The organism is Candidatus Pelagibacter sp. HIMB1636 (assembly GCF_052047675.1).
Classification (GTDB): Bacteria; Pseudomonadota; Alphaproteobacteria; order Pelagibacterales; family Pelagibacteraceae; genus Pelagibacter.
Window position 1 is genome coordinate 80,291 of record NZ_JBNAJP010000001.1, and the last position, 25,679, is coordinate 105,969.

29 protein-coding genes are annotated in these 25,679 nt (G+C 31.1%); 27 read left to right on the top strand and 2 right to left on the bottom strand.

The window, feature by feature from the left end:
* Positions 1-25 precede the first annotated feature (25 nt).
* From ACTTA6_RS00430 to msrB, 11 genes are all read left to right on the top strand, one after another.
* Entirely contained in the window at positions 26-1,597 is a 1,572-nt protein-coding gene (locus ACTTA6_RS00430) for a 2-isopropylmalate synthase (protein WP_440614027.1), read from the top strand.
* Positions 1,597-2,631, top strand: coding sequence for a rod shape-determining protein (locus tag ACTTA6_RS00435; protein WP_075506259.1), 1,035 nt, complete (start codon positions 1,597-1,599; stop codon positions 2,629-2,631). Before ACTTA6_RS00430 ends, ACTTA6_RS00435 begins: the two co-directional genes overlap by 1 nt.
* Positions 2,632-2,634: 3 nt before the next feature.
* A complete protein-coding gene (gene mreC, locus ACTTA6_RS00440) occupies positions 2,635-3,480 on the top strand; it encodes a rod shape-determining protein MreC (protein ID WP_440614028.1) in 846 nt (281 codons plus the stop codon).
* On the top strand, positions 3,480-3,998 hold the full coding sequence (mreD, locus tag ACTTA6_RS00445) for a rod shape-determining protein MreD (RefSeq protein WP_440614029.1): 519 nt from the start codon (positions 3,480-3,482) through the stop codon (positions 3,996-3,998). The genes mreC and mreD overlap by 1 nt, the downstream gene beginning before the upstream one ends.
* Positions 3,991-5,895 (top strand): penicillin-binding protein 2, encoded by a 1,905-nt coding sequence (gene mrdA, locus ACTTA6_RS00450; protein WP_440614030.1) that lies wholly within the window; start codon positions 3,991-3,993, stop codon positions 5,893-5,895. The genes mreD and mrdA overlap by 8 nt, the downstream gene beginning before the upstream one ends.
* The gene (gene rodA / locus ACTTA6_RS00455; protein WP_440614031.1) at positions 5,895-7,019 is read left to right on the top strand and encodes a rod shape-determining protein RodA; all 1,125 of its coding nucleotides are present in this window, start codon (positions 5,895-5,897) and stop codon (positions 7,017-7,019) included. Before mrdA ends, rodA begins: the two co-directional genes overlap by 1 nt.
* A gap of 68 nt (positions 7,020-7,087) precedes the next feature.
* Positions 7,088-8,329, top strand: coding sequence for an NAD(P)/FAD-dependent oxidoreductase (locus ACTTA6_RS00460; protein WP_440614032.1), 1,242 nt, complete (start codon positions 7,088-7,090; stop codon positions 8,327-8,329).
* On the top strand, positions 8,330-9,232 hold the full coding sequence (locus ACTTA6_RS00465; RefSeq protein WP_440614033.1) for a DMT family transporter: 903 nt from the start codon (positions 8,330-8,332) through the stop codon (positions 9,230-9,232).
* Positions 9,225-10,175, top strand: coding sequence for a D-2-hydroxyacid dehydrogenase family protein (locus ACTTA6_RS00470; RefSeq protein WP_262590328.1), 951 nt, complete (start codon positions 9,225-9,227; stop codon positions 10,173-10,175). The genes ACTTA6_RS00465 and ACTTA6_RS00470 overlap by 8 nt, the downstream gene beginning before the upstream one ends.
* 2 nt (positions 10,176-10,177) lie before the next feature.
* A complete protein-coding gene (locus ACTTA6_RS00475) occupies positions 10,178-11,071 on the top strand; it encodes a histone deacetylase family protein (protein WP_440614034.1) in 894 nt (297 codons plus the stop codon).
* Positions 11,072-11,073: 2 nt separating this feature from the next.
* Positions 11,074-11,448 (top strand): peptide-methionine (R)-S-oxide reductase MsrB, encoded by a 375-nt coding sequence (msrB, locus tag ACTTA6_RS00480; protein ID WP_075506251.1) that lies wholly within the window; start codon positions 11,074-11,076, stop codon positions 11,446-11,448.
* Between the two features lie 8 nt (positions 11,449-11,456).
* Here msrB and grxC read toward each other — a convergent pair whose 3' ends face one another.
* Together grxC and ACTTA6_RS00490 are read right to left on the bottom strand one after the other, a co-directional pair.
* Positions 11,457-11,714 carry a glutaredoxin 3 gene (gene grxC, locus ACTTA6_RS00485; protein ID WP_075506250.1) on the bottom strand — a complete coding sequence of 86 codons (258 nt, stop codon included), beginning with the start codon at positions 11,712-11,714 and terminating at the stop codon, positions 11,457-11,459.
* Positions 11,715-11,717: 3 nt separating this feature from the next.
* Positions 11,718-12,014 carry a TIGR03643 family protein gene (locus tag ACTTA6_RS00490; protein WP_075506249.1) on the bottom strand — a complete coding sequence of 99 codons (297 nt, stop codon included), beginning with the start codon at positions 12,012-12,014 and terminating at the stop codon, positions 11,718-11,720.
* Between the two features lie 122 nt (positions 12,015-12,136).
* Here ACTTA6_RS00490 and ACTTA6_RS00495 point away from each other — a divergent pair, with 122 nt between their 5' ends.
* The 16 genes from ACTTA6_RS00495 (at position 12,137) to ACTTA6_RS00570 (ending at position 25,670) form a co-directional block, all read left to right on the top strand.
* Positions 12,137-12,751: a LysE family translocator gene (locus tag ACTTA6_RS00495; protein WP_440614035.1), complete on the top strand. Its 615-nt coding sequence runs from the start codon at positions 12,137-12,139 to the stop codon at positions 12,749-12,751.
* Positions 12,752-12,839: 88 nt separating this feature from the next.
* Complete coding sequence (locus tag ACTTA6_RS00500; RefSeq protein ID WP_440614036.1) at positions 12,840-14,078, top strand: amino acid ABC transporter substrate-binding protein; 1,239 nt, start codon at positions 12,840-12,842, stop codon at positions 14,076-14,078.
* Between the two features lie 63 nt (positions 14,079-14,141).
* Positions 14,142-15,035, top strand: coding sequence for a branched-chain amino acid ABC transporter permease (locus ACTTA6_RS00505; RefSeq protein ID WP_075506246.1), 894 nt, complete (start codon positions 14,142-14,144; stop codon positions 15,033-15,035).
* A complete protein-coding gene (locus ACTTA6_RS00510) occupies positions 15,032-15,214 on the top strand; it encodes a hypothetical protein (RefSeq protein ID WP_440614037.1) in 183 nt (60 codons plus the stop codon). Before ACTTA6_RS00505 ends, ACTTA6_RS00510 begins: the two co-directional genes overlap by 4 nt.
* Entirely contained in the window at positions 15,201-16,253 is a 1,053-nt protein-coding gene (locus tag ACTTA6_RS00515) for a branched-chain amino acid ABC transporter permease (RefSeq protein WP_440614038.1), read from the top strand. The genes ACTTA6_RS00510 and ACTTA6_RS00515 overlap by 14 nt, the downstream gene beginning before the upstream one ends.
* A complete protein-coding gene (locus tag ACTTA6_RS00520) occupies positions 16,250-16,990 on the top strand; it encodes an ABC transporter ATP-binding protein (protein WP_075506243.1) in 741 nt (246 codons plus the stop codon). Before ACTTA6_RS00515 ends, ACTTA6_RS00520 begins: the two co-directional genes overlap by 4 nt.
* Positions 16,990-17,775 carry an ABC transporter ATP-binding protein gene (locus tag ACTTA6_RS00525; protein WP_440614039.1) on the top strand — a complete coding sequence of 262 codons (786 nt, stop codon included), beginning with the start codon at positions 16,990-16,992 and terminating at the stop codon, positions 17,773-17,775. Before ACTTA6_RS00520 ends, ACTTA6_RS00525 begins: the two co-directional genes overlap by 1 nt.
* Positions 17,775-18,479 carry an AzlC family ABC transporter permease gene (locus tag ACTTA6_RS00530; protein ID WP_440614040.1) on the top strand — a complete coding sequence of 235 codons (705 nt, stop codon included), beginning with the start codon at positions 17,775-17,777 and terminating at the stop codon, positions 18,477-18,479. Before ACTTA6_RS00525 ends, ACTTA6_RS00530 begins: the two co-directional genes overlap by 1 nt.
* On the top strand, positions 18,469-18,792 hold the full coding sequence (locus ACTTA6_RS00535; protein ID WP_440614041.1) for an AzlD domain-containing protein: 324 nt from the start codon (positions 18,469-18,471) through the stop codon (positions 18,790-18,792). The genes ACTTA6_RS00530 and ACTTA6_RS00535 overlap by 11 nt, the downstream gene beginning before the upstream one ends.
* Before the next feature lie 40 nt (positions 18,793-18,832).
* Positions 18,833-19,744, top strand: coding sequence for a glutarate dioxygenase GlaH (gene glaH, locus ACTTA6_RS00540; RefSeq protein WP_440614042.1), 912 nt, complete (start codon positions 18,833-18,835; stop codon positions 19,742-19,744).
* Between the two features lie 34 nt (positions 19,745-19,778).
* Complete coding sequence (locus ACTTA6_RS00545) at positions 19,779-20,546, top strand: pyrroline-5-carboxylate reductase (protein ID WP_440614043.1); 768 nt, start codon at positions 19,779-19,781, stop codon at positions 20,544-20,546.
* Positions 20,547-21,335: an ABC transporter ATP-binding protein gene (locus ACTTA6_RS00550; protein ID WP_440614044.1), complete on the top strand. Its 789-nt coding sequence runs from the start codon at positions 20,547-20,549 to the stop codon at positions 21,333-21,335.
* A complete protein-coding gene (locus ACTTA6_RS00555) occupies positions 21,335-22,042 on the top strand; it encodes an ABC transporter ATP-binding protein (RefSeq protein ID WP_440614045.1) in 708 nt (235 codons plus the stop codon). Before ACTTA6_RS00550 ends, ACTTA6_RS00555 begins: the two co-directional genes overlap by 1 nt.
* Before the next feature lies 1 nt (position 22,043).
* Positions 22,044-23,054: a branched-chain amino acid ABC transporter permease gene (locus ACTTA6_RS00560; RefSeq protein WP_440614046.1), complete on the top strand. Its 1,011-nt coding sequence runs from the start codon at positions 22,044-22,046 to the stop codon at positions 23,052-23,054.
* A 35-nt stretch (positions 23,055-23,089) separates the two neighbouring features.
* Complete coding sequence (locus tag ACTTA6_RS00565; RefSeq protein ID WP_075506298.1) at positions 23,090-24,421, top strand: branched-chain amino acid ABC transporter permease; 1,332 nt, start codon at positions 23,090-23,092, stop codon at positions 24,419-24,421.
* Positions 24,422-24,494: 73 nt separating this feature from the next.
* Positions 24,495-25,670, top strand: coding sequence for an MFS transporter (locus ACTTA6_RS00570; protein ID WP_440614047.1), 1,176 nt, complete (start codon positions 24,495-24,497; stop codon positions 25,668-25,670).
* Positions 25,671-25,679 lie beyond the last annotated feature (9 nt).

Sequence of the window (25,679 nt, forward strand, 5' to 3'; positions counted from 1 at the left end):
TATAGATCTTCCAAAAATTTTTATTATGAGCGACAAAGATAGAGTCTTTATATTTGATACAACTATGCGTGATGGCGAGCAATCACCTGGCGCATCAATGAGTTTGGAAGAAAAAATTCAGATTGCTAGAGTATTTGATGAACTGGGAATTGATATTATCGAAGCAGGTTTTCCTATAGCATCACCAGGAGATTTTGAGGCTGTTTCTGAAGTTAGTAAGATTTTAAAAAATTCTATTCCAGCAGGATTATCTAGGCATTCAGTAAAGGATATTGATAGAGCTTACGAAGCACTAAAACACGCACCTAGATTCAGAATACATACTTTTATTTCAACAAGTCCTCTACATATGAAACATAAATTAAATATGTCACCAGAAGATGTTTATGAGTCAATTGGTAAACATGTTTCTTATGCAAGAAAATTTACTGATGATGTTGAGTGGTCATGTGAAGATGGGACAAGAACAGATATGGATTATATGTGTAAAACAGTTGAGCTTGCAATAAAAAATGGAGCAACTACAATTAATATCCCTGATACCGTTGGTTATACAATACCATCTGAGTTCACAACAATCATTGAAACACTTTTAAACAAAGTTCCTAATATTGATAAAGCAATTTTATCTACTCATTGCCACAATGATTTAGGTTTAGCAGTAGCTAATTCTTTAGCTGGTGTTCAAGCAGGAGCAAGACAAATTGAATGTACTATAAATGGTTTAGGTGAGAGAGCAGGAAATGCTGCATTAGAAGAAGTTGTTATGGCAATTAAGACAAGACCAGACTTGATGCCTTACGAAACTGGAATTAATACAACTTTATTAAGCAAAGCATCAAAGATAGTTTCAAATGCAACTGGATTTCCAGTCCAATATAACAAAGCAATTGTTGGAAAAAATGCATTCGCTCATGAGGCAGGTATTCATCAAGACGGAATGTTAAAAAATAGACAGACTTATGAAATTATGACGCCAGAGAGTGTCGGAGTTAAACAAACTTCATTGGTAATGGGTAAACATTCTGGACGTCATGCTTTTAAAGATAAATTAAACAGTTTGGGTTATCCAGATTTAACAGATGATGTAGTAGGAAATGCATTCGCAAAGTTTAAGGTTTTAGCTGACAAGAAAAAACATGTTTATGATGAAGATATTATTGCACTTGTTGATGATAGTTTAATTGTTGATAATAAAGTTAGCGCAATTAACTTAAAATCATTAAAAGTATTTGCGGGTACAGGAGAACCTCAAAAAGCAGAGATGACTCTAGATGTATACGGAGATGTAAAACAAGCTATAGAAACTGGGGATGGACCAGTTGATGCAATATTTAAATGTATAAAAACCCTTTATCCTCATGATGTAAATTTACAGCTTTATCAAGTGCATGCTGTAACCGAAGGTACTGATGCTCAAGCAACCGTAAGTGTAAAAATTGAGGAAAATGGAAAAACTACTGTGGGTCAAGCAGCAGATACTGATACTTTAGTTGCTTCTGCAAATGCTTACATAAATGCTTTAAATAAAATGATAATTAAACGAGATAAAACAGCTCCAATGGAGCAAGAAAGTCAAAAGGTAAGGGGAATATAATGGGATTATTCGATAGCGTTAAAAAAGTATGGAGTCAAGATATGGCAATAGATCTTGGAACAGCAAATACACTAGTAGTATTAAAAGGAAAAGGTGTTGTTCTTAATGAACCATCTGTTGTTGCAATTGTTGATCAAGGCGGAAAGAAAAATGTTTTAGCTGTTGGAGATGAAGCTAAAACAATGCTTGGAAGAACACCTGGGAATATTAGTGCTATCAGACCCTTAAGAGATGGTGTTATAGCAGACTTTATAGTTACAGAGGAGATGATCAAACACTTTATAAAAAAAGTTCATAAAGGAAGTACTTTCGCTAATCCTAGAATTTTAATATGTGTACCAACTGGTTCAACACCAGTTGAAAGAAAAGCAATTCAAGACAGCGCATTAGCTGCGGGAGCAAGAAGAGTTCAATTAATTGAAGAACCAATTGCTGCAGCTATTGGAGCCGGACTTCCAATTTCTGAAGCCACAGGATCAATGATTGTTGATATAGGTGGTGGTACCAGTGAGATAGCAGTCATGTCATTAGGTGGACTGGTTTATTCTAAATCCCTAAGGGTTGCTGGTGATGCTATGGATACAGCAATAGTAAATTACATGAGAAAAGAATACAATTTACTGATTGGAGACACCACTGCTGAAAAAATTAAGAAAGAAATGGGTACAGCTGTTCCAACAGGAACTAACACTTACCCAGTAAAAGGTAGAGATTTAAGATCAGGTACTCCTAAAGAAGTAAATATTACCGAGGAAGATACTGCTGAAGCATTAAATGATATATTGAAAGAAATGGTTGGTGCAATCAAAGATGCTTTAGAAAATACTCCCCCTGAATTATCTGCTGATCTAGTAGATATGGGTCTTACTTTAACAGGTGGTGGAGCTTTATTAAAAAATATTGATAAAAGATTCTCAAAGGAAACAGGTTTACCAGTACATGTTGCTGATGATCCATTGTCTTGTGTTGCAGTTGGAACTGGTAAAGCTTTGGATCAGGAAGAAACTTTTTCTACTATGTTATCTGAATATTAAAAGATGGTAAAAGGCAGAGACGACTTTGTAATTGCCTTAAGATCAGTTTTTTTAAAAAAGAAAGATCAACAAAAGTTTTCGCTTATAAGCTTAATTATTTTATCTGTTGTTATAATAATTTTAAGCAATTTTAATTTTAAACCAATTCAACTTGTTAAGTTAGGAATTAACGAAGTAATATATAGATCTTCTTATGTTGTATCTGTACCAGAAAATAAAATTGAAGAGGTAATATCTAAAATTAAATCACACCTTGATTTTTATAAAAATCATCAAAACCAATTAATTAAAATAGAAAATACAGATGAGATTAAAGTATTAAATACTATTTTAACTGCTGAAAATAAAAGACTTAGAGAGTTGATTGATGAAAGCATAAATTCAGAAGATATATTTGCAAGAGTTTTAATTGATAGAGAAAGTCCATACTTAAAATCAATAGTTTTGAATAGAGGAACTAAAGACAATGTAAAAATGGGAATGGCTGTAATGGATCGAAATTATTTGGTCGGTCAGATTATTGAGGTAAATTATTCAAATTCAAGAGCTCTACTTCTGTCAGATTTAAATAGCAAAATACCAGTAGTAATTCAGCCCCCATTTCTACAAGCTGTAGCCTCTGGAACTGGTAAGGATCATGGGATAATTGAATATACCAAAGATGAGTACAAAGAAAATCAGATTGAAAATGAGGCTGTTGTATACACTTCTGGTCTTGCAGGTATTTTTAAACCAGGTATTCCAGTTGGTAAAATAACAAATAGTTCAGAGCAAGTAAGTTTTTTTTCTGATTTTGGACAATTAAGTTTTGTAAAGATTGTAGAATTTAAAATAGGGGAGCGTCAATAATGGCTTCATTGAACAAAAGTACATTCTTTAGATCATTCCTCTCTTATTTGCCGATTATTATTTTGTTTTTTTCAGTGTTTAATGAATTTGACTTTAATTATTTAAAGTTAGATTATTTTTCATTCAACTTAGTTTTCATTTTAATCTTTTTTTGGACTTTAAGAAATCCAGATTACCTGGGATATTTCTCAATTTTCTTAGCAGGAATTATTAATGATGTAGTAATTGGTATTCCAATTGGAATAAGCAGTTTTTGTTACTTACTAATCTGTGCCATTACTTCATATATTAGACAAATTACACTAAGTCCAAAATTTATAAATGATTGGCTTTCATTTATCATTGCTGTTTTGCTTATCAATTCAATTCAAGTAATAATTTTAGACTTAGTATTTTTATATCAGGTAGATTTTATGGATTACTTAATAAACTCTGGTTTTACTTTTCTATTTTACCCATTATTTTTTATTTTATTTAACATTTTAAATAGCAAAATTTCAAATAAACAGAATGATTAGCGGTAATTCAAGTATTAGAAAAACAGACGTAATTAATAGACGGATGTTTATTATTGGTGCTGCAAAAGTAATTATTTTTACAGGAATTATAGCTAGACTTTTTTCTCTGCAAGTTAACGAAAATAAAAAATATCTTACTCTTTCAGATAAAAATAGAATTAGAGAGTGGAAGTTGCCACCAATAAGAGGTGATATAGTGGATTACTTTGGCAATGTTATAGCCGGAAATTTAAAAGTATATCAACTTCATATAATTCCAGAACAAGTTGAAAACTTCAATTATTTGTTAACTCGATTAAAAACTCTACTTAACCTGAGTGATAAAAAAATAGAAAAAATTGTAAAATTAAAAAATAAATTAAAACCTTGGGAAAGTATTATTGTTTCTGAAAACTTATCTTGGAGTGATTTTTTAAAAATAAATAATTATTTATATGACTTAGTTGGTGTTAAACCAGTTATGACCATTTCAAGAAATTACCCTTTTAGCGAAACTTATACTCATATTCTAGGATATGTCAGTCAACCTAATGAAGAAGAGATTTTAGCTAATGAAACTGTTCAAGAAAGATTTGTTCCAGGTATGAAAATTGGAAAATTAGGTCTAGAAAAAACTTTAGAAAATTACTTAATTGGTACAAATGCTATCCAAAGGTATGAAGTAAATGCTTATGGGAAAAGAATTAATCAACTTGAACATCAAAAAGGCAAACAAGGTTTAAGAGTAAGATTAACTGTTGATACGGAGGTTCAGAAAGCTTGTGGAAGACTTTTAAATGATCGTGCTGGATCTATAAGTGTAATGGATATTTATACTGGCGATATTATAGCAATGTACTCTTCTCCATCTTACGACCCAAACAAATTTTTATTTGGAATAAGTAATGATGATTGGTCATTAATTAGAAATAATCCATTAAAACCACTAGTAAACAAGACACTTGCAGGACTTTATTCTCCAGGATCTACAATAAAACCAATTGTAGCTTTATCTGCTTTAGAAAATAAAATTGTTAGTCCAAGTTTTAAAGTTAAATGCACTGGTAAAATGGAACTTTATGGACAGACCTTCCACTGTTGGAAAGAAAAAGGTCATGGATTTGTAAGTTTAAAAAATGCAATGAAACAATCATGTGATACCTATTTTTATGAAGTTGCAAGATTACTAGGAGTAGATCGATTAAATGTTACAGCTGAAAAATTTGGCCTTGGTAAAAAAGTGTTAGGAGATTATTTTGATTTTGAAAAATCAGGTTTATTTCCAAACACTAAATGGAAAAAAAATAATCTTGGAAAAGGTTGGGTTCTTGGTGAAACATTAATAACTGGAATAGGTCAAGGTTACACTCAAACAACTCCACTTCAATTATGCCTTATGACAGCTCAGATTGCTAATGGAGGCTACTCTATAAAACCAAGAATAATAGTTGATAATAATACTGTTTCTTTCGAAGAAGCTAAAAATAAATTTGAAGAAGAGCCTTTATTTTCAGAAGAAAAAAAATTATTTGAGAATCCTAAAAATATAAAAATTGTTCAAGAGGCCATGTTTAGTTCAACTAATGAATTATACGGCACATCATACAAATCTAGAATAGACGATCCAAAATATCAATTTGCTGGTAAAACTGGAACTGCGCAGGTTAAGAGAATTAGTATGCGAGAAAGAGAACTTGATCTTAAAATTGAGCAAATCCCTTATAAAGATCGAGATCACGCATTATTTGTTGCTTATGGTCCGTATATTAATCCAAGATACGCATTAAGTATTATAGTTGAGCATGGTGGCTCAGGAAGTAAAACTGCAGCACCAATTGCAAAAGAATTGTTCAAATTAATAATTGATAGAAATGATCTAAGAAATAAACAAAAAAATTTTGAGGAAATAGAAATTTGATGTTTCAACACGATAGATTAAATAACGAACTTACTTTCTGGCAAAAGATTAAAGAGTTAGATTATATTTTACTGACAAGTATATTTTTACTTTCAATATTAAGTTTATTTGTGATGTACTCAACAGATGGAGGAGAAATTCTATTTCATACAAAAAGTCATTTTAGTAAAATAGTAGTTTTTTTCCCTTTAATGATTTTAATTGCGTTTTTTAATATTAGATGGTGGCACAACTTATCATACTTGTTTTATATAGCTGTAATTCTTCTACTAATTTATGTTTCTTTTTTTGGAATAAAATCATCAGGCTCAAGAAGATGGATGGATTTATATTTATTTAATTTACAGCCTTCCGAGTTAATGAAAATAGCAATTATACTTTGCTTAGCAAAATATTATCACAGGGTTAAAATTGAAAATGTAAACTCAGTTACAAGTATCATGACAGTTATTACTATAATTTTAGTACCAATTATTATGGTGCTCTCACAACCAGATTTAGGAACTTCAATTCTCATTGCATCAAGTGGACTAATTGTTTTGTGGCTGGGAGGCGTTAAGATAAAATATTTTATTTATTCTTTTATAGTTTTTTTAATATCACTACCTTTTGTAATTTCTTTCTTAAAGCCTTATCAAAAATTGAGAATATTGACTTTTTTAGACCCTGATAGAGATCCATTGGGCGCTGGTTATCAAATAATTCAGTCAAAAATAGCAATAGGTTCTGGTGGCATAGAGGGCAAAGGTTTTTTAAAAGGCACACAAAGTTATTTGGATTTTTTACCTGAAAAACATACTGATTTTATATTCACTTTATTTTCTGAAGAGTTTGGATTTATAGGATCAGTAGGATTATTAATTTTGTATTCAATTATTATTATCAGAATTTTGAGAATAGGTGCTATCTCAAGAAGCAATTTTTCAAGGTTATTCTGTTTTGGATTTGCTTTTGCAATATTCATTTACATTGTTGTAAATCTTTCAATGGTCTTAGGTTTATTGCCAATTGTGGGTTCTCCATTACCGATAATGTCCTATGGAGGTTCCTCTATGTTAGCAACTATGATCGGATTTGGTATTGTTCTTAGTGCCAAGATAAATCACAAACAGATGATTGCTTAAAATATTTAATTTAATTAAGCATAATTTGTCACTATGAAACTTTAATTTTTTAATTGTATAACGTCCTTATGAATAATAAAATTAAGGTTGGAATAGTTGGTGCAGGTATCCAAGGTGTTTCAAATGCATTGTTCCTTCAAAAAAAGGGATTTAATGTAACAATATTTGATAGAGATAATCCAGGAAGCCAAGCAGCCTCTTATGGAAATGCAGGACACTTTTCGCCTTATGCTTCACTTTCTTTAAATAGAACTGATGTCTTAGCGGATGTTCCGGCTATGTTGTTAAGTTCAACTGGTCCTCTAGCTTTAAAGTGGAATTATGTTCCAAAAATGATTCCATGGTTCATGAAATTTATCATGAACACTACAAAAACAAAGATGATGCATACTGCAAAAAATATGCATCAAATTTTAGATTTAGCTTTACCAGCTTATGATGAATTATTTGATGAAATAGATCTTGAAGGATTAGTGGAAAACAAAGGAATACTTTATATCTGGAATGATCAAGATTTAAAAAGTAGGGAATTAGAAATTAGAGTTAGAGATGAACTGGGAGTAAAGCAGCAACTAGTTAACAAAGCTGAAATTCATGATTTAGAACCCCATATTAAACCTTTCTATCATGCTGGAGTTTACTATCCTTATGCAAGACATGCTCGAAATCCAAAGAGAATCCTTTTAAAATTATTTGATCTATTTTTGCAAAAAGGTGGAAAGTTTAACAAAGTAAATATTAAAGATATAAAATTTGAAGATGAAAAACCTATTTTTAAAACTGAAACACAAAGTTATGTTTTTGATAAAGCAGTAATTGCTTGCGGCGCTTTTTCTAAAAAATTGACTGATAATTTAGATGAGCAAATTCCTCTAGATACTGAAAGAGGATACCATGTCCATTTTAAAAACTGTGATCATTTATTAAGCCGACCAGTAATATTTTCAAACCGTGGTTTTGGAATTACACCAATGGAACAAGGATTAAGAGTAGTTGGTACAGTTGAATTTGGTGGATTAGAAAATCCTTTGTCAAAATCTAGAGTTAAAAATTTAATTAATAATGCAAAATATATGCTTGGTGATTTACCCGAGCATGAGGATGAGTGGTTAGGATTTAGACCAACTTTACCAGACTTTTTACCTGTCATGGGGCCATCAAAAAATTATAAAAATGTTTATTATTGTTTTGGACATCATCATTTAGGATGGACTTTAGGCCCAATTTCTGGAAAGATTGTTTCAGGAATGATTGCGAACGAAAATACAAACTTAGATTTAAAACCATATAGCTCGCTTAGATTTAGTTAAGTGACCAAAGATAATAATTTTCTAGCTTATATATATCTATTTTTGACTGTAACATTTTGGGCAGGAAATTTTGTAGTGGGTAAGCTTGCAAGTTTTTATGAAGTTCCACCATTTTCACTAAATTTTTATAGATGGTTTTTTGCTTGGTTAATTTTAGCACCTTTTACAATTCCTGAAATATTAGAGAAAAGAAACTATATAATCAAAAACTATAAGCTTTTTATTATATTAGGAGTTACCAGTATTACAGTTTTTAATTCTATTGTTTATTATTCATTAAATTTTACGCAAGTGATCAGTGGAGTTTTAATGATCTCAACTATACCCGTAATGATAATGCTATTTTCATCAATTTTAAAAATTGAAAAGACAAACATTTTTCAAATTATAGGAGTGATATTCTCTTTTGTGGGTGTGATTACGATTATCACAAAAGCAAATATTCAAATTTTAAAGAATTTAGATTTTAATAAAGGTGATATTACAATGGTTATAGCAATGTTTTCTTGGGCTTTATATTCTACATTATTAAAAGGAAAAAAATATGAATTAACACAAATATCTTTGCTTCAAGTAGTAATAACTTTTGGTTTGATATTTTTAATACCAGTTTATTTTATTGAGTATCAAATTGGATTTAGAATTGACTTAGAGTTACCATTTATTTTAATTTTATCCTATGTAGTTTTGTTTCCAGGTTTGGCATCTTTTCTTTTATGGATTAAAGGAATTTCAATGATAGGAGCTAATCGATCAGGAGTTTTTTTGCACTTAATGCCAATATTAAGTGCAATTATGGCAATGCTTTTTTTTAGTGAAAAATTTATGTTTTATCATATTTTAGGCGCTTGTTTTATTGTAACAGGAATATTGCTATCAAATAAGAAAGTTAAAAATGCTTAAAGTTGCTATATTAGATGATTATCAAAATGTTGCTCAACAATTTGTTGATTTAGAAAAATTATCTGGAAAATATGAATTTAAAATTTTCAGTGAACCTTTTGTAGACGAAGCAGATGCTATTGATCAATTAGCTGATTTTGAGGCTCTTTTGATAATGAGGGAAAGAACTCCAATTACAAAAAATCTAATTGATAATTTAAGTGATTTAAAATTTGTTATCACGAGTGGATTAAGAAATAGATCTATAGACCTAGAAGCTGCTAAAAAAAGAAAAATTATAGTTTGCGGGACAGATATTAATATCAATCCTACTCCTGAACTAACTTGGGCATTAATTCTTGGCTTAGCTAGGAATTTTAAAGAAGAGTTTGATAATATGTATCAAGGATACTGGCAAACTACTATTGGTGTTGAGCTAAAAGGAAAAATATTAGGATTAATAGGATTGGGAAGAGTAGGAAGTGAAGTTGCAAAAATTGGAAAAGCTTTTGGAATGCAAGTTATGGCTTGGAGTGAAAATTTAAGTTTAGATAAATGCAAAGAGCTAGATGTCTTGCCATGTAGCAAAGATGATTTGATTAAGAACTCAGATGTTTTATCTATTCATGTGCAAGGTGGAGAGAGATATAAAGATTGCATAACATTAAAAGAGTTAGACAATATGAAGAAGACAGCTTTTTTAATTAATACCTCAAGAGGTCCAATAGTTAATGAGGATGATTTGATTATAGCATTATCAACTAATGTAATTGCTGGAGCTGGAATTGATGTTTATGAAAAAGAGCCTTTGCCTGAAAATAATAAATTAAGATTTTTACCTAACGCTTTGTTAACTCCACATATAGGATATGTAACAGCAGAAAATTACAGTATTTTTTACAATCAAATGATTGAGGGATTAGAGGCTTGTGTTAATGGAAAGCCAATTAGAGTTTTAGAGTAACCATGGAGTTACCAGTTGTAAATCACGAAGATTATTTTGCAAAAATTGGAGATGATCATAAATTTCCAATAAATAAATTTAGTGAACTTGCAAATTATTTAATTAAAAAAAATGTAGTCAAAAAGTTTCTCAAACCTTATCCATGTTCATCTGAAACATTAAAGTTTGCTCACTCTGAAAAATATATAAGTGATATCAAAAATAAAACTTTAGATAAAGATGGTGTAAAAAAAATAGGTTTTCCTTTGGTAGATAGTGTTGTTAAGAGATCTTTGGTTGCAACAGGGGGTACTGTGTTGGCATCAAAACTTGCAATTAATTATGGAATTTCTTGTAATACGGCTGGAGGGAGTCACCACGCTAATTACAATGGTGGTGCTGGTTACTGTGTATTTAATGATGTAGCAGTTGCAGCTCATTATTTACTTAACAGGGGTCTGGCCAATAGAATTTTAATTGTAGATCTTGATGTTCATCAAGGAAATGGCAATTCAGATATTTTTAAAGAAAATAGAAACGTTTTTACATTTAGCATGCATTCAAAAACTAATTATCCTGCAAAAAAATCTATTAGTGATTTAGATGTAGAGCTAGAGGACAACACAGAGGATGATACATACATCAAAACTTTAAAGCACTATTTAACAGAGTTAAATCAAGAAAATTTTGATTTTGTATTTTATATCGCAGGAGTAGACATTCATTTCAATGATCGATTAGGAAAATTAAAAATTTCCGATCAAGGTGTAAAGTTTAGAGATGAGCTTGTAATAGAAAATTTTTATTCAAAAAGAATACCTTTTTGTGGAGTTTTAGGAGGAGGATACAATAAAGATTTTGAAAAATTAGTAGAATTGCACTCTTTGTTGCATCAAACTTGTGCTAAGTATATTTGAATATGACAAAAAAAATTAACCCCAACTTAACCGCTGAACAGAAATTAATTTTATTTGAGGAAGGCACAGAACTTGCTGGATCAAGTGAACTTAATCATGAAAAAAGAGAAGGAAGTTTTCATTGTGCAAATTGTGGTGAGAAGTTATTTGACTCAAATACTAAATATGAAAGTGGATCTGGTTGGCCATCTTTTTATGAATCTTTACCAGATGTTTTTGAAACAAAAACAGATTATCATTTAGGTTATGGAAGAACAGAATATCATTGTAAAAAATGTGGTGGTCACCATGGACATATATTCGATGACGGTCCAGAGCCAACTGGAAAAAGATATTGCAATAATGGTGTCTGTTTAGTTTTTAAACCAAAAGCTTAAAAATAATTTTAATTTTTTAACAAATCTTGTAGTTTATTTTCTTTTTCTAGAGCCCTTACTTCATCATAGCCACCTATATGCTGCTCATCAAAAAAAATTTGTGGAATTGTTCTTTTTCCATTTGCTTTTTTAATCATTTCATCCATTGCACCTTCAACTTTTGAAATATCAATTTCATTATATGGAGCATTGTTTCTTGTTAATAATCTTTTTGCAGCCTCACAATAATTACATAGGGGGCCAGTATACATGGTAATTTTTTTCATAACTTATAGATAGTCACCTTTTTTAATTTTACTAGTGATTTCTTTTCTAGAATATTCAAATTTTTTTCTATGTTTGATACTTTTTTGATTTACTCTTTTTCTCCACAATCTAAATGATGATGGTTTTAAAGATCTTCTCATAATTTTAATTACATCAGATTCTCGCTTCCCTGTTTTTTTCTCAATTTCCTCAAAAGTAATTCTGTCTGCCCATGCCGCCCAAATTACCCAGTCTGGGTCATCAATACTGGGTTCAGGATTTTTAACTTTAGTTACTGGGGTGTAGCCTTTTTTTTTCATAAATCCTTTATATTTGAAAAAAAAATTTAATGCATTTTTTTTACCCTCTGATATTATGATTTAGATAGTCCTTCTTAGCCATCTTTAGCTCCCGGTTTTTAAGGACTATCTTCTCTAAAAATATGCTTCCTTTAGAATTCATACTTTATTTACAGATTATCATTTTTTTATTCATTACTCCTGGTACTCCTAGAATAGTTATAATTTCTTACTCAATGAATTATGGTGTAGGGAAATGTGTTTGGTCAGCGCTTGGAGATGTTACTGCAAATTTAATTCAAGCTACTTTGGTAATTTTTGTAATAGGTTCTTTTTTTTCAGAAAATTCATTAATTCTTAATATTTTTAAATGGATTGGAGTTCTTTACATTTTATATCTTGCTTATGATATTTATAAGTCTCGTCCAAAAAATTTAAAAGATAAGGAAGAAGTCACAAAAAGTAATTTATCTTTTTTTAGAGATGGATTTTTAGTTGCAGGAACCAGTCCTAAAGCTTGGATGTTTTTTCCTTTTATATTTCCACAATTTATTGATTTTAGTTCCAATCTTTTAGTTCAATTTATAATTTTAATAACAACTTACGTTGTGTTAGATTTTTTATCTCTGATTGGTTATGCAATACTTGCACAAAAATTGATTAAATGGATTACTGCAAATCCGAAAACTATTAATACAATTTCAGCGAGTGTTTTAGTCATTATTGCTGGAATTATTGTTATTACACAACAGTATTAAACTCATACTAAGTCTTTATTCCTACTTGCATTGTTTGAAAATTGTTTATTTAATTAGTTATTAATTAATTAATTAAAGGGGAAATAAAATGAAGTTAAATAAAATAATTTTAAGTTTTGTTTCTGCATTAGTAATTTTATTTTCAACTTCTGTTGCATCTTTTGCAAAAGTAGTTGGTGACAAAATTATTTTAGGTGCTGCAATTTCCTTAACTGGTAAGTACTCATCAAATGGTGTTCATACTCAAAATGGTTATAACATGGCCGTTGACAGAATTAATAGCATGGGTGGTGTAAAAGTTGGTGGAAAAACTTATAAGTTTGACATTATCTATTACGATGATGAATCAAACCCTAAGAGAGCTGCACAGCTTGCAGAAAGATTAATTTCACAAGATGGTGTTGAGTTTATGCTTGGCCCATACAGTTCAGGTCTTACAAAAGCTATTGCACCTGTAACTGAAAAATATGGTGTTCCAATGGTTGAGGCAAATGGTGCATCTAGATCTTTGTTTACTAAAGGTTACAAATATCTATTTGCGGTACTAGCTCCAGCAAACTTATATCTTGATGTAGCAATTGAAACAGCAGTTGAGCTAAATGGTGGAAAACCAGTTAGAATTGCTCAAGCTTTTGAACAAGATGCTTTTTCACAGGACGTTAGATTAGGTATTTTAGATGCTGCAGAAAGAACTGGTTCTAAGATCATTATAGATGACAAATTGCCTAAAGAGTTAAATGATATGGCTGCAACTTTGGTTAAGGTGAAACAAATGAAACCAGATGTTCTTGTTGTATCAGGTCATACTAAAGGTGCATTGACTGCAATCAGACAAATTGCTGAAATGAAAGTTGATGTTCCAATGTTGGCTATGACTCACTGTGATGCTGCTAAATTATCAAAACAACATGGTAAAAACTCTCAGTATGCACTTTGTGCTTCTCAATGGCATAAATCTCTAACCTATAAAGATGATTTCTTTAAAGATGGAATGACATATGCTGCAGACTTTGAGAAAGAGTTTGGATATGATCCACCATACCAATCTGCTGAGTCTTCAGCTGCATTGTTAGTATTTAAAGATGCATTTGAAAGAGCTAACTCTTTCGATCAAAAGAAAGTAAGAGATGCTCTTGCGGCTACTAACATGCAAACATTCTATGGAAATATTAAATTTGCACCTGGCGGTCAGAACGTTGATAAGCCAATGGTACTTTTCCAAGTAATGTGTGATGAAGCTGGTAAATGTGAAAACAAAGTTGTTGCTCCATTAAAATGGGCATCTGCTAAGTTAATTCACCCAGTACCTAAGTGGTCTGAAAGATAATAATTAAAAATTGAGCCCCCTAGTAATAGGGGGCTTTTTTTTATATAAACCAAAAAAGATTTTATGGATTTTCTTGTATTTCAATACCCAATGATAACGGTTCAAGCTTGCTTGGACGGTATTCTTTTAGGAGTATTATTTGCATTGATTGCTTATGGTATGGCACTCCAATGGGGTGTTATGAATATTATTAATATTGCTCAAGGAGATCTAGTAATTTTAGGAGGATACATTGCATACTTTATGTATCTATATGGTATTCATCCAGCATGGGGAGTTATTGTTGCTCCAATCATAATGTATTTCGTAGGAATAGCGATTTACAAACTGGTTATTAATAAAGTAGTAGATAGAGATTTATTTATCTCAATTTTAGCAACTTTTGGAATAAGTATTTTGTTCATGCAGTTAATGAACTTTGCATTTGGTGCAGATGTTGTTTTGGCAAACTCTCATTACGGTACAACAATGTTGTTTGATAACAATGTTGTTCTTCCAAATTCGAAAATATTTTCAGCATTTATCAGTATTCTATTTGCAGTTTGTTTGGTGATTTATATGAAAAAATCTAAGCTTGGACGAGCAATTAGAGCTACTGCTCAAAATGCACGTGCTGCAAAAATTTTAGGCGTAGATACTGAAAAAGTATACGCAGCAACTTTTGGAATTAATGCTGCTTTATGTGGTGTAGCTGGGGCCTTGATTTCTATAACATTTACTATTCACCCTTATATGGGTTTACCTTACACGATTAGATCTTTCATGATTGTAATTGTTGCTGGTTTAGGAAATTTACCAGGAGTAGCTATGTCAGGAATGGGATTAGGAGTTTTTGAAGAATTTGCAGATTATATTTTAGGTACAGAATTTAGAATTGGATCAGTATTTTTATTACTAGTTTTAATTTTAGTTTATCGAAGATTTAAACTTTCAAGAAAAAGAGAGTACTTAAAATGAGGAAAGTTAAAATTAATGATAATCAAGGTCAATCAGTCGAAGTTGACATAGATAAATTTAAAAAACACTTAGACGAATATCATTCATCAGGCTCAAGTGTACATGATGAAGATGGTCATTATTTTACAGTTGATCAAAATTTCAGAGAAAAAATTAATATTCTATATGAACAAAAATAATTTAATACTTTATATTGGAATTTTAATATTTGGTTTATCAGCACCATTTTTATTTCCAGCATTCAAAGTTCAATTATCTATTCTTTGCATTCTAATTGTTCTTGCAACTACTTGGAATATTCAAGGAGGAGAGATGGGCTACAATACATTTGGAAATATTTTGTTCTATGGACTGGGAATGTATTTGTGTGCTTCAGTTCAGGTTGGAATGTTTTTTCCATTAGCAGAATGGACAGAAAGTGGTGGTGAAAAAACATTTGTACATACTCCTACCCAATTTTTTCAAGGTATGGCGATGGGACTTGTTGTTGCTGCAGTAGTTCCAACTATTGTTGCTGGTTTAATTGGTTATGCAATTTTAGGATTGAGAGGTCACTACTTTGCAATTTGTACTCTAGGATTAGGAGTAGCTGCTGGTGAAATTTCTGGAGGAATTGAAATTATTGGAGCAGGGCAAGGTTTTACTACTCCACCTTTTCCTAACGTAGGAGGCTTAGAAGCTAGAGGAGAGTTCTTCTATTTTTTAAGTTTCTTAGTTTTGATACTTACATTCGTTGCAGTCAAAGCAATTTACTCTACTAGATTTAAGTTAATCCTTAATGCAATCAGAGATAATGAAGACAAGGCTGAAGCTATGGGAATTGCAACAATGAAATATAAAATTATTGGTTGGATGATTTCTGCATTTTTCTGTGGTCTTGCAGGAGGAATAATGGGTGGACTAGTTGGATATATCGACTCTACAGACGTTGCTTTTGACGGAAGAGAAATGGGAGTGTTCATGGTTTTAATGGCAATATTGGGTGGTAAAGGAACTCTTTGGGGACCAATTATTGGTGCAACAATATTCCATATTTTTAAAGAAGGATTTTGGACATTCTTCCTAGGCTGGCAGTATGTAGCCTTGGGAGTTTTAATTGTGGTGATTGTAATTTATTTCCCTGAGGGATTAATGGGATGGTTGAGAGAAAAATATCCTCACAGATTTGGAGAAGTAGTTGATGAAGCTGATCGAAAGGCTCAGGTAGAGATAAAATGAGTATTTTAGAAGTTAACAATGTTAGTAAATCTTTTGGAGGAGTAAAGGCTAATGTTGATATCTCCATGTCAGTTGAAAAAGGTAAAATTGTAGGATTGATTGGCCCGAATGGATCAGGAAAAACAACTTTGTTTAATTCAATTGTAGGCACTTATCCAATTGACCAGGGTTCAATTAAATTTAATGGAAAAGAAGTTTCTGAACTTCCTGTTCCCGTAATAGCAAAACTAGGATTATTAAGAACATTTCAACAAACAAGAATTTATGGAAAACTTAACTGCATTGATAATATGCTTATTAGCCACAAAGGTAGCGATGAAAGTTTATTAAAACTGTTTTCAAAAATACCTCAAGAGCTTACAGAAAAAGCAGAAAATTTACTAAATTTTGTTGGCTTATATCAGAAGAGAAAACTTAGAGCAGGAGATTTATCTTTCGGACAACAAAAACTTTTAGAGCTTGCCATGGCATTAATGAATGAACCAGAAATGCTATTGCTAGACGAACCAACAGCAGGAATTAATCCAACTTTAATCAATGGAATTATAGATAGATTAATAAAAGTAAATCAAGATTTTGGCATAACTCTCTTGGTTATTGAACACAATATGAGAGTGATAATGCAATTAGCTGAGAATATATTTTGTTTAGCCCACGGTAAAATGTTAGCAAATGGTTCACCAGATGAAATTAAAAACGATAAGCGAGTTATCGATGCATACCTAGGAGCCCAATAATGTCAAATCAATATGAAGTTTTAGGAAAAGCTCCAACGCCTGAAGATTTAAAAAAACTATCTCCAGATGAAATACATCTAACAATTAAAAATTTAAATGCTGGGTATGGTAAAATGGAAATTTTACACAATTTTGATTTATTTGTGAACAAAGCACAATCGCTATGCTTGATAGGACCAAACGGAGCCGGTAAATCTACAATTCTTCACTCAATCTATGGATTTACAAATATCTTCTCTGGTCAAATTGAAATAGAAGGAAAAGAAATTACAAATCTTACTCCAGCTGAAAAATTAAAATCAGTTGGAATTGCATATATCTTGCAAGACAATTCAGTATTTCCAGATATGACAGTTGAAGAAAACTTGTTAATGGGTGGATATATTAAAGATAAAACAGAGGAATCTTTTGAAGAAGCTGAAAGAATTTTAGAAAAATATGAGAGATTAAGAAATAGAAGAAATCAGCCTGCTAAAGTTTTATCTGGTGGTGAAAGAAGGTTATTAGAAATTTCTAGAGCATTAGTTATGAAACCATCAGTATTGTTGGTTGATGAGCCATCAATTGGTTTAGAACCAAGATACATTGATATGGTTTTTGAAATTTTGAGAGATCTTCAACAAAATGAAAAGAAAACTATTATATTAGTTGAACAAAATGCCAAAAAAGGACTAGAATTTGCAGACATTGGATATGTATTAGTATCTGGACAAACTGCAATTGCTGGCAAAGGGGATGAGTTATTGCAAAACCCTGATGTTGGTAGACTATTCCTTGGTGGCTAATGATAAATAAAGATTTCTTTTTTAAAGGCTATAAATCAATACTAGCACATGATAGTCCAGCAATAGCATTAGGTTGTTGCTTTATTGCTATAGGAGCTCTTTTAAAAAATCTTGGCTTCAATATTCAAGAAAGTATTTTTTCTACAATGCTGACTTACGCTTTGCCAGGATCTTTGGTTATGGCAGAGTCTTTATTGGTTGGTGCTTCTTTGTTAAATATTTTTTTAGCAGTTTGGTTTGTTAATGCTCGTTTATATCCAATGGCTGTTTCTTTGTTTCCATTAATGATGCATGAGGATCAACCAAAGTGGAAATATTATTTTTCATGTCATTTCATAGCTGTATCAGCTTGGTTGATTATGAAGAGTAATTATAAGACTATTCCAGAAAAATATAGAATTGATTATTGGATAGGGATTGGAAGCGCCACTTGGAGCGTTGCCGTAATCGGAACTTTAATAGGTTTCTATTTTTCAGAATATTTAAACAAGGAAATGATGATGGGTTTAGCTATTTTAAATCCTGTTTATTTTTTATGCATGATGGTAGGAGCGTCTAAAACAAGACAAGTTACTTTATCAGTTTTACTTGGAATTATTTTGGGACCTGTTTTTTATTTTTTTTCTCCAGAATGGTCTATTTTATTAGGCGGAGTAGTTGGTGGGACTATTGCTTATTTAGTAGGAGAAAAAAATGTCAACTAGTATCGTTTTAGCAATTTTGGTGACATCCCTTGCAACTTTTTTATCAAGATTTCTTGGGGCAGTAAGCTCAGAGGGTATAAAAGAAACTTCTAAGATATTTAAATGGTTCAACTGTTTAGCTTATGCAACTTTAGCAGCTCTAATTGCAAGAACAATAATTTTTCCAGTCGGAGTAATGGATGACTCAAGTTACTTAGTAAGATTTGTTGTTGTTGTACTATCCTTAACTGTTTTTTTTATTTCTAAAAAAAATTATGTTTATCCCACAATTTTTTCTGCCATAAGTATGGCAATATTGGTTAATTATTTCTAAATAAAATTGATTTATTAAAAAAGTTAACTTAAGGTTTCTTATGCAAAAAATACCTGGTTTAGAAATTCAAGAACATGATAAATCAAAAAGAATTTTGAATATTAAAATTACTGATGAGATTATTAAGAAATTAGTTTTTCCATTTAATAAATTCGACTTAACAGCTTTAGAACTAAAGCCTTTTACAAGGTTTACAATAGCAAAAAGTTTAGATGATTTAACAGAAAATAAACTTAGTAAACTAATGAACTCAATAATTAGAGATCGTTCAACTGGTTGTTTTATAATAGGGCCAAAAAATATTTCATCAAAAATTAATGATAAATTTTTAGTAAAATTATCAACTGCTATTGCCTATTTAATTGGAAATCCTAACCATGATTCAATGGCAGGAAAATACTATGCTCGTTTCCATGTTAAACACGAAGATGCAAGCGACTCTTATTTAAGAAAAGCTTACCGTAATATGGATCTTCATACAGATGGTACTTATGTTAAAGAAATTACTGATTGGTTAATTATGACAAAGTTAGAAGAAGAAAATGTAGAGGGTGGAGAGACTGCGATGTTGCATTTAGATGATTGGGAACATTGCAAAGAACTATCAAATGATCCTGTGGGTAAACAAGATTTTCTTTGGAGCTCACCTAAGAGTAAAAATGTAGATTATAAAGTTGAGCATCCAGTTTTTTCTTCAGATGATAAAGGAAGACCACATATTTCATATATTGACCAATTTCCTGAACCAAAAAACATGGAACAAGGCAATTTTTTACAGAGATTATCTGATGCTCTGGAAGGAAGTGAAAATAAAGTAATTACAAAGTTACCGGTTGGTTGCTCTATAATTGCAAATAATTATTTTTGGCTTCATGGAAGAAAACCTTTCAAAGAAAATAAAGAATTAAGCAGAGAATTGTTGAGAATTAGAGGATCTTTTTTTGTTAATTAATCCAATATAATCAATATAAAGTAATCAAAATATTATGATTTTAGGTTTTATTGGTACGGGTAAAATTGCATCTTCAGTAATAACTGGAATATGTAAATCCAGTCTTAAATATAAAAAAATAATAATTTCTCCAAGGAATAAACAGATTGCCAAAAGTTTAAAAAAAAAGTTCAAAAAAATAGTTATTGCTAAAGATAATCAACAAGTTATTGATCAATCTAATTGGGTATTTTTGTCTATTACACCTACGGTGGGAGAGAAGATAATTAAAGATTTAAAATTTAAGTCTAGTCAAACAATTGTTAGCTTTATATCCACAATAACACTGTCACAGTTAAAGAAAGCTGTTAAAGTAAAAGCAAAAATAGTAAGAGCAATTCCCTTGCCACCAATATCATTAAAGAAAGGACCAGTTCCAATTTGTCCTCCGAATTCAAAAGTGAAAGCTTTTTTTAATCATTTAGGAACTACTGTAGAAATCAAAAATGAAAAATCTTCAATAAACTTTTGGTCTACATCTGGAATGATGGCACCTTTTTATGAAATGCAAAGAATAATGTCTGATTGGTTAGTTAAAAAAGGGGTAAAAAGAAATAATGCTCAAAAATATATAACTTCATTGTTTTTAGCTTTGTCAGAAGATGCAATTGTACATTCTAAAGAGAATTTAAAAAAGTTAGTTAAAGAGTCGCAAACACCTAAAGGATTAAATGAACAGGGTGTAAATGAATTGACAAAATCTGGTTTTTATAAATCGTTAGAGAAAACTTTAAATAGTATTTACAAAAGATTAGATAAATAAATGTCTGAAAATATTTTAGAGATAAATAATTTATCAAAGTATTTTGGAGGACTTGCGGCAGTTTCTGATTGTTCTATTAAAGTTAAAAAAGGAACTATTACAGGGATAATTGGTCCAAATGGATCTGGTAAAACAACTTTATTTAATTTAATTGCTGGAAATTTAAAATCCTCAGGTGGGAGTGTAACCTTTGATGAAGAAAATATAACAGATGTTCCATCTTATGAATTATTCTCGAAAGGACTGCTTAGAACTTTTCAAATAGCACATGAGTTTTCAAATTTGTCTGTTTTAGAAAACTTAATGATGGTTCCAGGAAATCAATCAGGCGAAAAGCTAATGACGGCATTATTTAAGCCAGGTTTAGTTGCAAAAGAGGAAGCAGAAGTTAAAGAAAAAGCAAAAGAAGTAGTTGAATTCTTAAATCTGGGGCATTTGTCAAATGAGCTTGCAGGTAATCTTTCTGGAGGACAAAAAAAATTGTTAGAACTAGGGAGAACAATGATGGTTGATGCAAAATTAGTGTTATTGGATGAAGTGGGAGCAGGGGTGAATAGAACTTTATTAAAAGATCTCGGCACTGCAATCGAAAAGCTAAACAAAGAAAAAGGTTATACTTTTTGTATGATTGAGCATGATATGGATTTTATAGGGAGATTATGTGATCCCGTAATTGTTATGGCCGAAGGATCAGTTTTATTTGAGGGTTCTGTTGAGGAAGCTAAAAAAGATGAAAAGGTAATAGAAAGTTATCTTGGCAGAGGATCAAAATTAAAGGATGAAGTTTAATGGCATATTTTGAGGGAATAGAGATGACTGGTGGTTATGGAAATGGACCAGATATAATTAATTCTTGTTCTGTTGAAGTAAACAAAGGAGAAATTGTTTCTATTCTAGGACCTAATGGTGCTGGAAAATCTACAGCTATGAAAGCAATGTTAGGTTTATTAAATTTAAAATCTGGATCAGTTAAAATTGACAGTAAAGATATTTCAAAACTTTCTCCACAAGATCGAGTTAAACAAGGAATTTCATTTGTTCCTCAAACCAAAAATGTTTTTGCGGGAATGACAGTTGAGGAAAATTTAGAAATGGGGGCCTTTTTAGTAAACTCTGAGATAAAAAATATTATTGAGGAAATTTACGAACTATTTCCAATCCTTAGAGAAAAAAGAAATCAAATGGTAGGTGAATTGTCTGGTGGTCAAAGACAACAGGTAGCACTTGGAAGAGCATTAATGATTAAACCCACAGTTCTAATGCTGGATGAACCTACCGCAGGCGTATCACCAATTGTTATGGATGAATTGTTTGATCATATCGTTAAAGTAAAAAGAACTAATGTTGCTATTTTAATGGTAGAGCAAAATGCTAAACAAGCATTAAATATTTCTGATAGAGGTTATGTATTGGTAACTGGAGAAAATCGTTATTCAGGAACAGGTAAAGAATTATTGAACGATCCAAGAGTAAGAAGCTCTTTCTTAGGAGGATAGTATGGATCTTATTAATGCAATAATTCTTTTGCTAAATTATATTTTTATTCCAGGACTTACTTACGGTTCTCAATTAGCTTTGGGTGCAATTTTTGTTACTTTAATTTATGGAATCCTGAGATTTGCTAATTTTGCAACTGGAGACATGATGTCATTTGGAACCATGATGACAATTTTATTCACTTGGTATTTTCAATCTTTAGGTATTTCTCTTGGAGTTCTGCCTACAGCATTAATTGCACTTCCATTTGGTATTTTTTTTATGATCCTATACATGCTTACAATCGATAAATTTGTTTTTAAGTATTACAGAACTCAAAAAAGTCCTCCAGTTCAGTTTGCTATGGTTAGTATCGGTGTGATGTTTGTAACTCAAGCAGTTGTTAGAATTATAATAGGTCCAGGAGATAGAAGATTTTTTGATGGAGAAAAATTCATTATCAAGGCTAGAGAATTTAAAGAAATGACAGGTTTAAACGAAGGACTTGCTCTTAAATCTACTCAGGTAATTACAATTTTTGTTACAATAATCTTAGTCTCTTTATTATTCTGGTTTTTAAACAAAACTAAAACAGGAAAAAGCATGAAAGCTTACTCTGATAACGAAGATCTTGCTTTGCTTTCAGGAATAGATCCTAAGAAAATAGTATTGGTAACCTGGGTAATTGCAGGAATTTTAGCTACTATTGGAGGAGCTTTGTATGGTTTAGATAAAAGTTTTAAACCTTTCACTTACTTTAATAATATGCTTCCTATTTTTGCTGCAGCAATTGTTGGAGGAATTGGAAATCCTTTTGGTGCATTTTTGGGTGGCTATGTGATTGCTTTTTCAGAAATTTTATTAACATATGCATATAAGAAATTTTTTATGTACATATTACCTGTAAGTATGGAACCAGAAGGCTTAGTTCAATTACTTTCGACCGATTACAAATTTGCAGTTTCATTTTCAATCTTGGTGATTGTATTACTTTATAGACCATCAGGGATATTCAAAGGGAAAGTATTGTGAGAAAAAATCTAAACGTTATTGCAGCATACAGTATCATGATGGTTCTAATTCTATTAGTTGGAATTTTTCAATCATGGAATATTGCATTATCAATATTTAATCTTTGCTTAATTTCAGCAGTTATGACCATGGGTGCAAACATACAATGGGGTTATGCTGGTTTAATAAATTTTGGAATAATGGGATACACAGCTTTAGGAGGTCTTGCTGCAGTAATAATTTCAGTTGATCCCGTCCAAGAAGCATGGAGAGCTGGTGGATTTGATATTTTAATGTGCTTATGGCTCATCATTGTAATGGTTTTAGTTATCAGATTTATTTTGAAAAATTTTGAAAAATCAAAACTAAGAACTTACAGTATTGCAGCTCTAATTATTGCAGCTATCATAATTATCAGAGTTACAGCGGAACCAGGTATTGAAAAAATTGAAGCTGTAAATCCTGCAACAACTGGTTTTCTTGGTGGGTTTGGTTTACCTATCATTTTCTCCTGGATCGTAGGTGCATTATTTGCTGGAGGTTTAGCTTTTATAGTTGGAAAAGTTGCTTTAGGTTTAAGAGCTGATTATCTAGCAATTGCAACACTATTGATTTCAGAAATTGTAATAGCAATAATTAAGCATGAAGACTGGTTAACTAGAGGTGTTAAAAATGTAATCGGCTTAAAGAGACCTGCCCCATATGAAGTCGATCTACAGACCACTGATTGGTTTATAAATTTAGTAGAAAAGTTTAAATCTAGTAAGTTAGATCTAATTACTGATTTATCCGAAAGACAAGCAGCGTTAAATCAATTTGTAATCGAAGGTTCTTCAATTTTTGTTAAACTATGCTACTCAGGTTTGTTCTTAGTTGTTGTTATAATACTTTTAATTCTTACTCAGAAAGCTCTTTATTCTCCATGGGGAAGAATGATGAGAGCAATAAGAGATAATGAAGAAGCAGCAAATGCTATGGGTAAAAATGTTGTGAAACAACACCTGTTAATTTTTATTTTAGGCTCAGCTATTGTTGGAATTGCTGGCGCAATGCTTGTTACACAAGACGGCCTATTCACTCCAGGAAGCTATAGACCTATGAGATATACTTTCTTAATTTGGGTAATGGTAATTGTAGGAGGAAGTGGAAACAACTTTGGTGCAATTTTAGGTGGTTTTGTTGTGTGGTTTTTATGGATCGAAGCAGCACCAATTTCAATGTTTTTAATTAATTTCTTTACAGCAGGTATTCCTGAAACAAATGCTATCAAAGCTCATTTAATTGAAAGTGTTCCTTATTTCAGATTTTTGCTAATGGGATTAGGATTGTTGTTTATAATGAGGTATCGACCTAAAGGTATACTTCCAGAAAAAATAGAAATAAAATAAACCAAATGAAATATATTATATTAGGTGCTGCAATTGCTTGGGCTATGTATATGGCTGACAAGTATATGTTTTAATGAACAGAAATCTTTCGCTACTTATTTCAAGCCAAGTTTTTGGTTTCACAGCGGCCAATGTAACAGTTTTTTTAAGTGGAATAATCGGAAGTCAGCTTTCAACTATTAAATCACTAGCTACTTTTCCTCCTTCAATTTATGTAGTTGGTATAGCAATCTCTACTATTTTTGCTGCAAAAGTTATGTCAATTATTGGCAGACGTTTAGGTTTTGTTTTGGCATCTATAGGTAGCTCTTTAGCTTGTTTACTTGCTGCTTACTCAATCTTTATTAATAGCTTCATAATATTTTCATTTTCTTGTTTTTTACTTGGTACTGGAATGGCTTTCATTCATCAGTATAGATTTGCAGCAGCTGAAACAGTTGAAAAAGACAAAGCACCCAAGGCAGTTTCTATGATTTTGTTAGCTGGAATTGTCTCTGCATTTATAGGAATTACTTTAGCAAATAAAACAAAAGATTTAATTAGTGATCATGTTTATGTTGGATCGTATATCGCATTAGCATGTCTTACTATAATGCCTGCAATTTTTTTAAGTTTTTATAAAAATTCAAAAATTACTAACAATAACAATTCAACAAATACTAATGTTAGGACTTACAAAGAATTTGTTTCTGATCCAAAATTTTTACAAGCAATGGTAGCTGCTACTTTTGGTTATGTGGTTATGGCATTTTTAATGACAGCTACTCCAATTAGTATGCATTATGTCCATAAATTAAGTGTAGACAAAGTTGGATTGGTTATCCAATTTCACGTACTTGGAATGTTTCTTCCATCATTGTTCACAGGTAATCTAATAAAGAGATTTGGTTTTTCAAATATAATGTACATGGGAGTATTTTTTTATGCTTTGACAATATCATTAAGTTTATTTGAACCGACTTTTATAAATTATTTTGCCTCATTGATATTTTTAGGTATAGGATGGAATTTTCTATATATCTCAGGAACTAGCTTGTTAGTAACCGCCTACAATGAGCAAGAAAAATTTAAAGCCCAAGGATTTAATGATCTAATAGTTTTTTCTGCTACAGCAATTGGAAGTTTATCAGCAGGAATTTTAATTTCATTGTTGAGTTGGAAAATAGTAAATTTTATGTGTATTCCTTTTTTGATAATTATTTTATTTGTAATTTTAAGAGCAGATATAAAAAAAGCCCCAGCAAACTAATTTACCAGG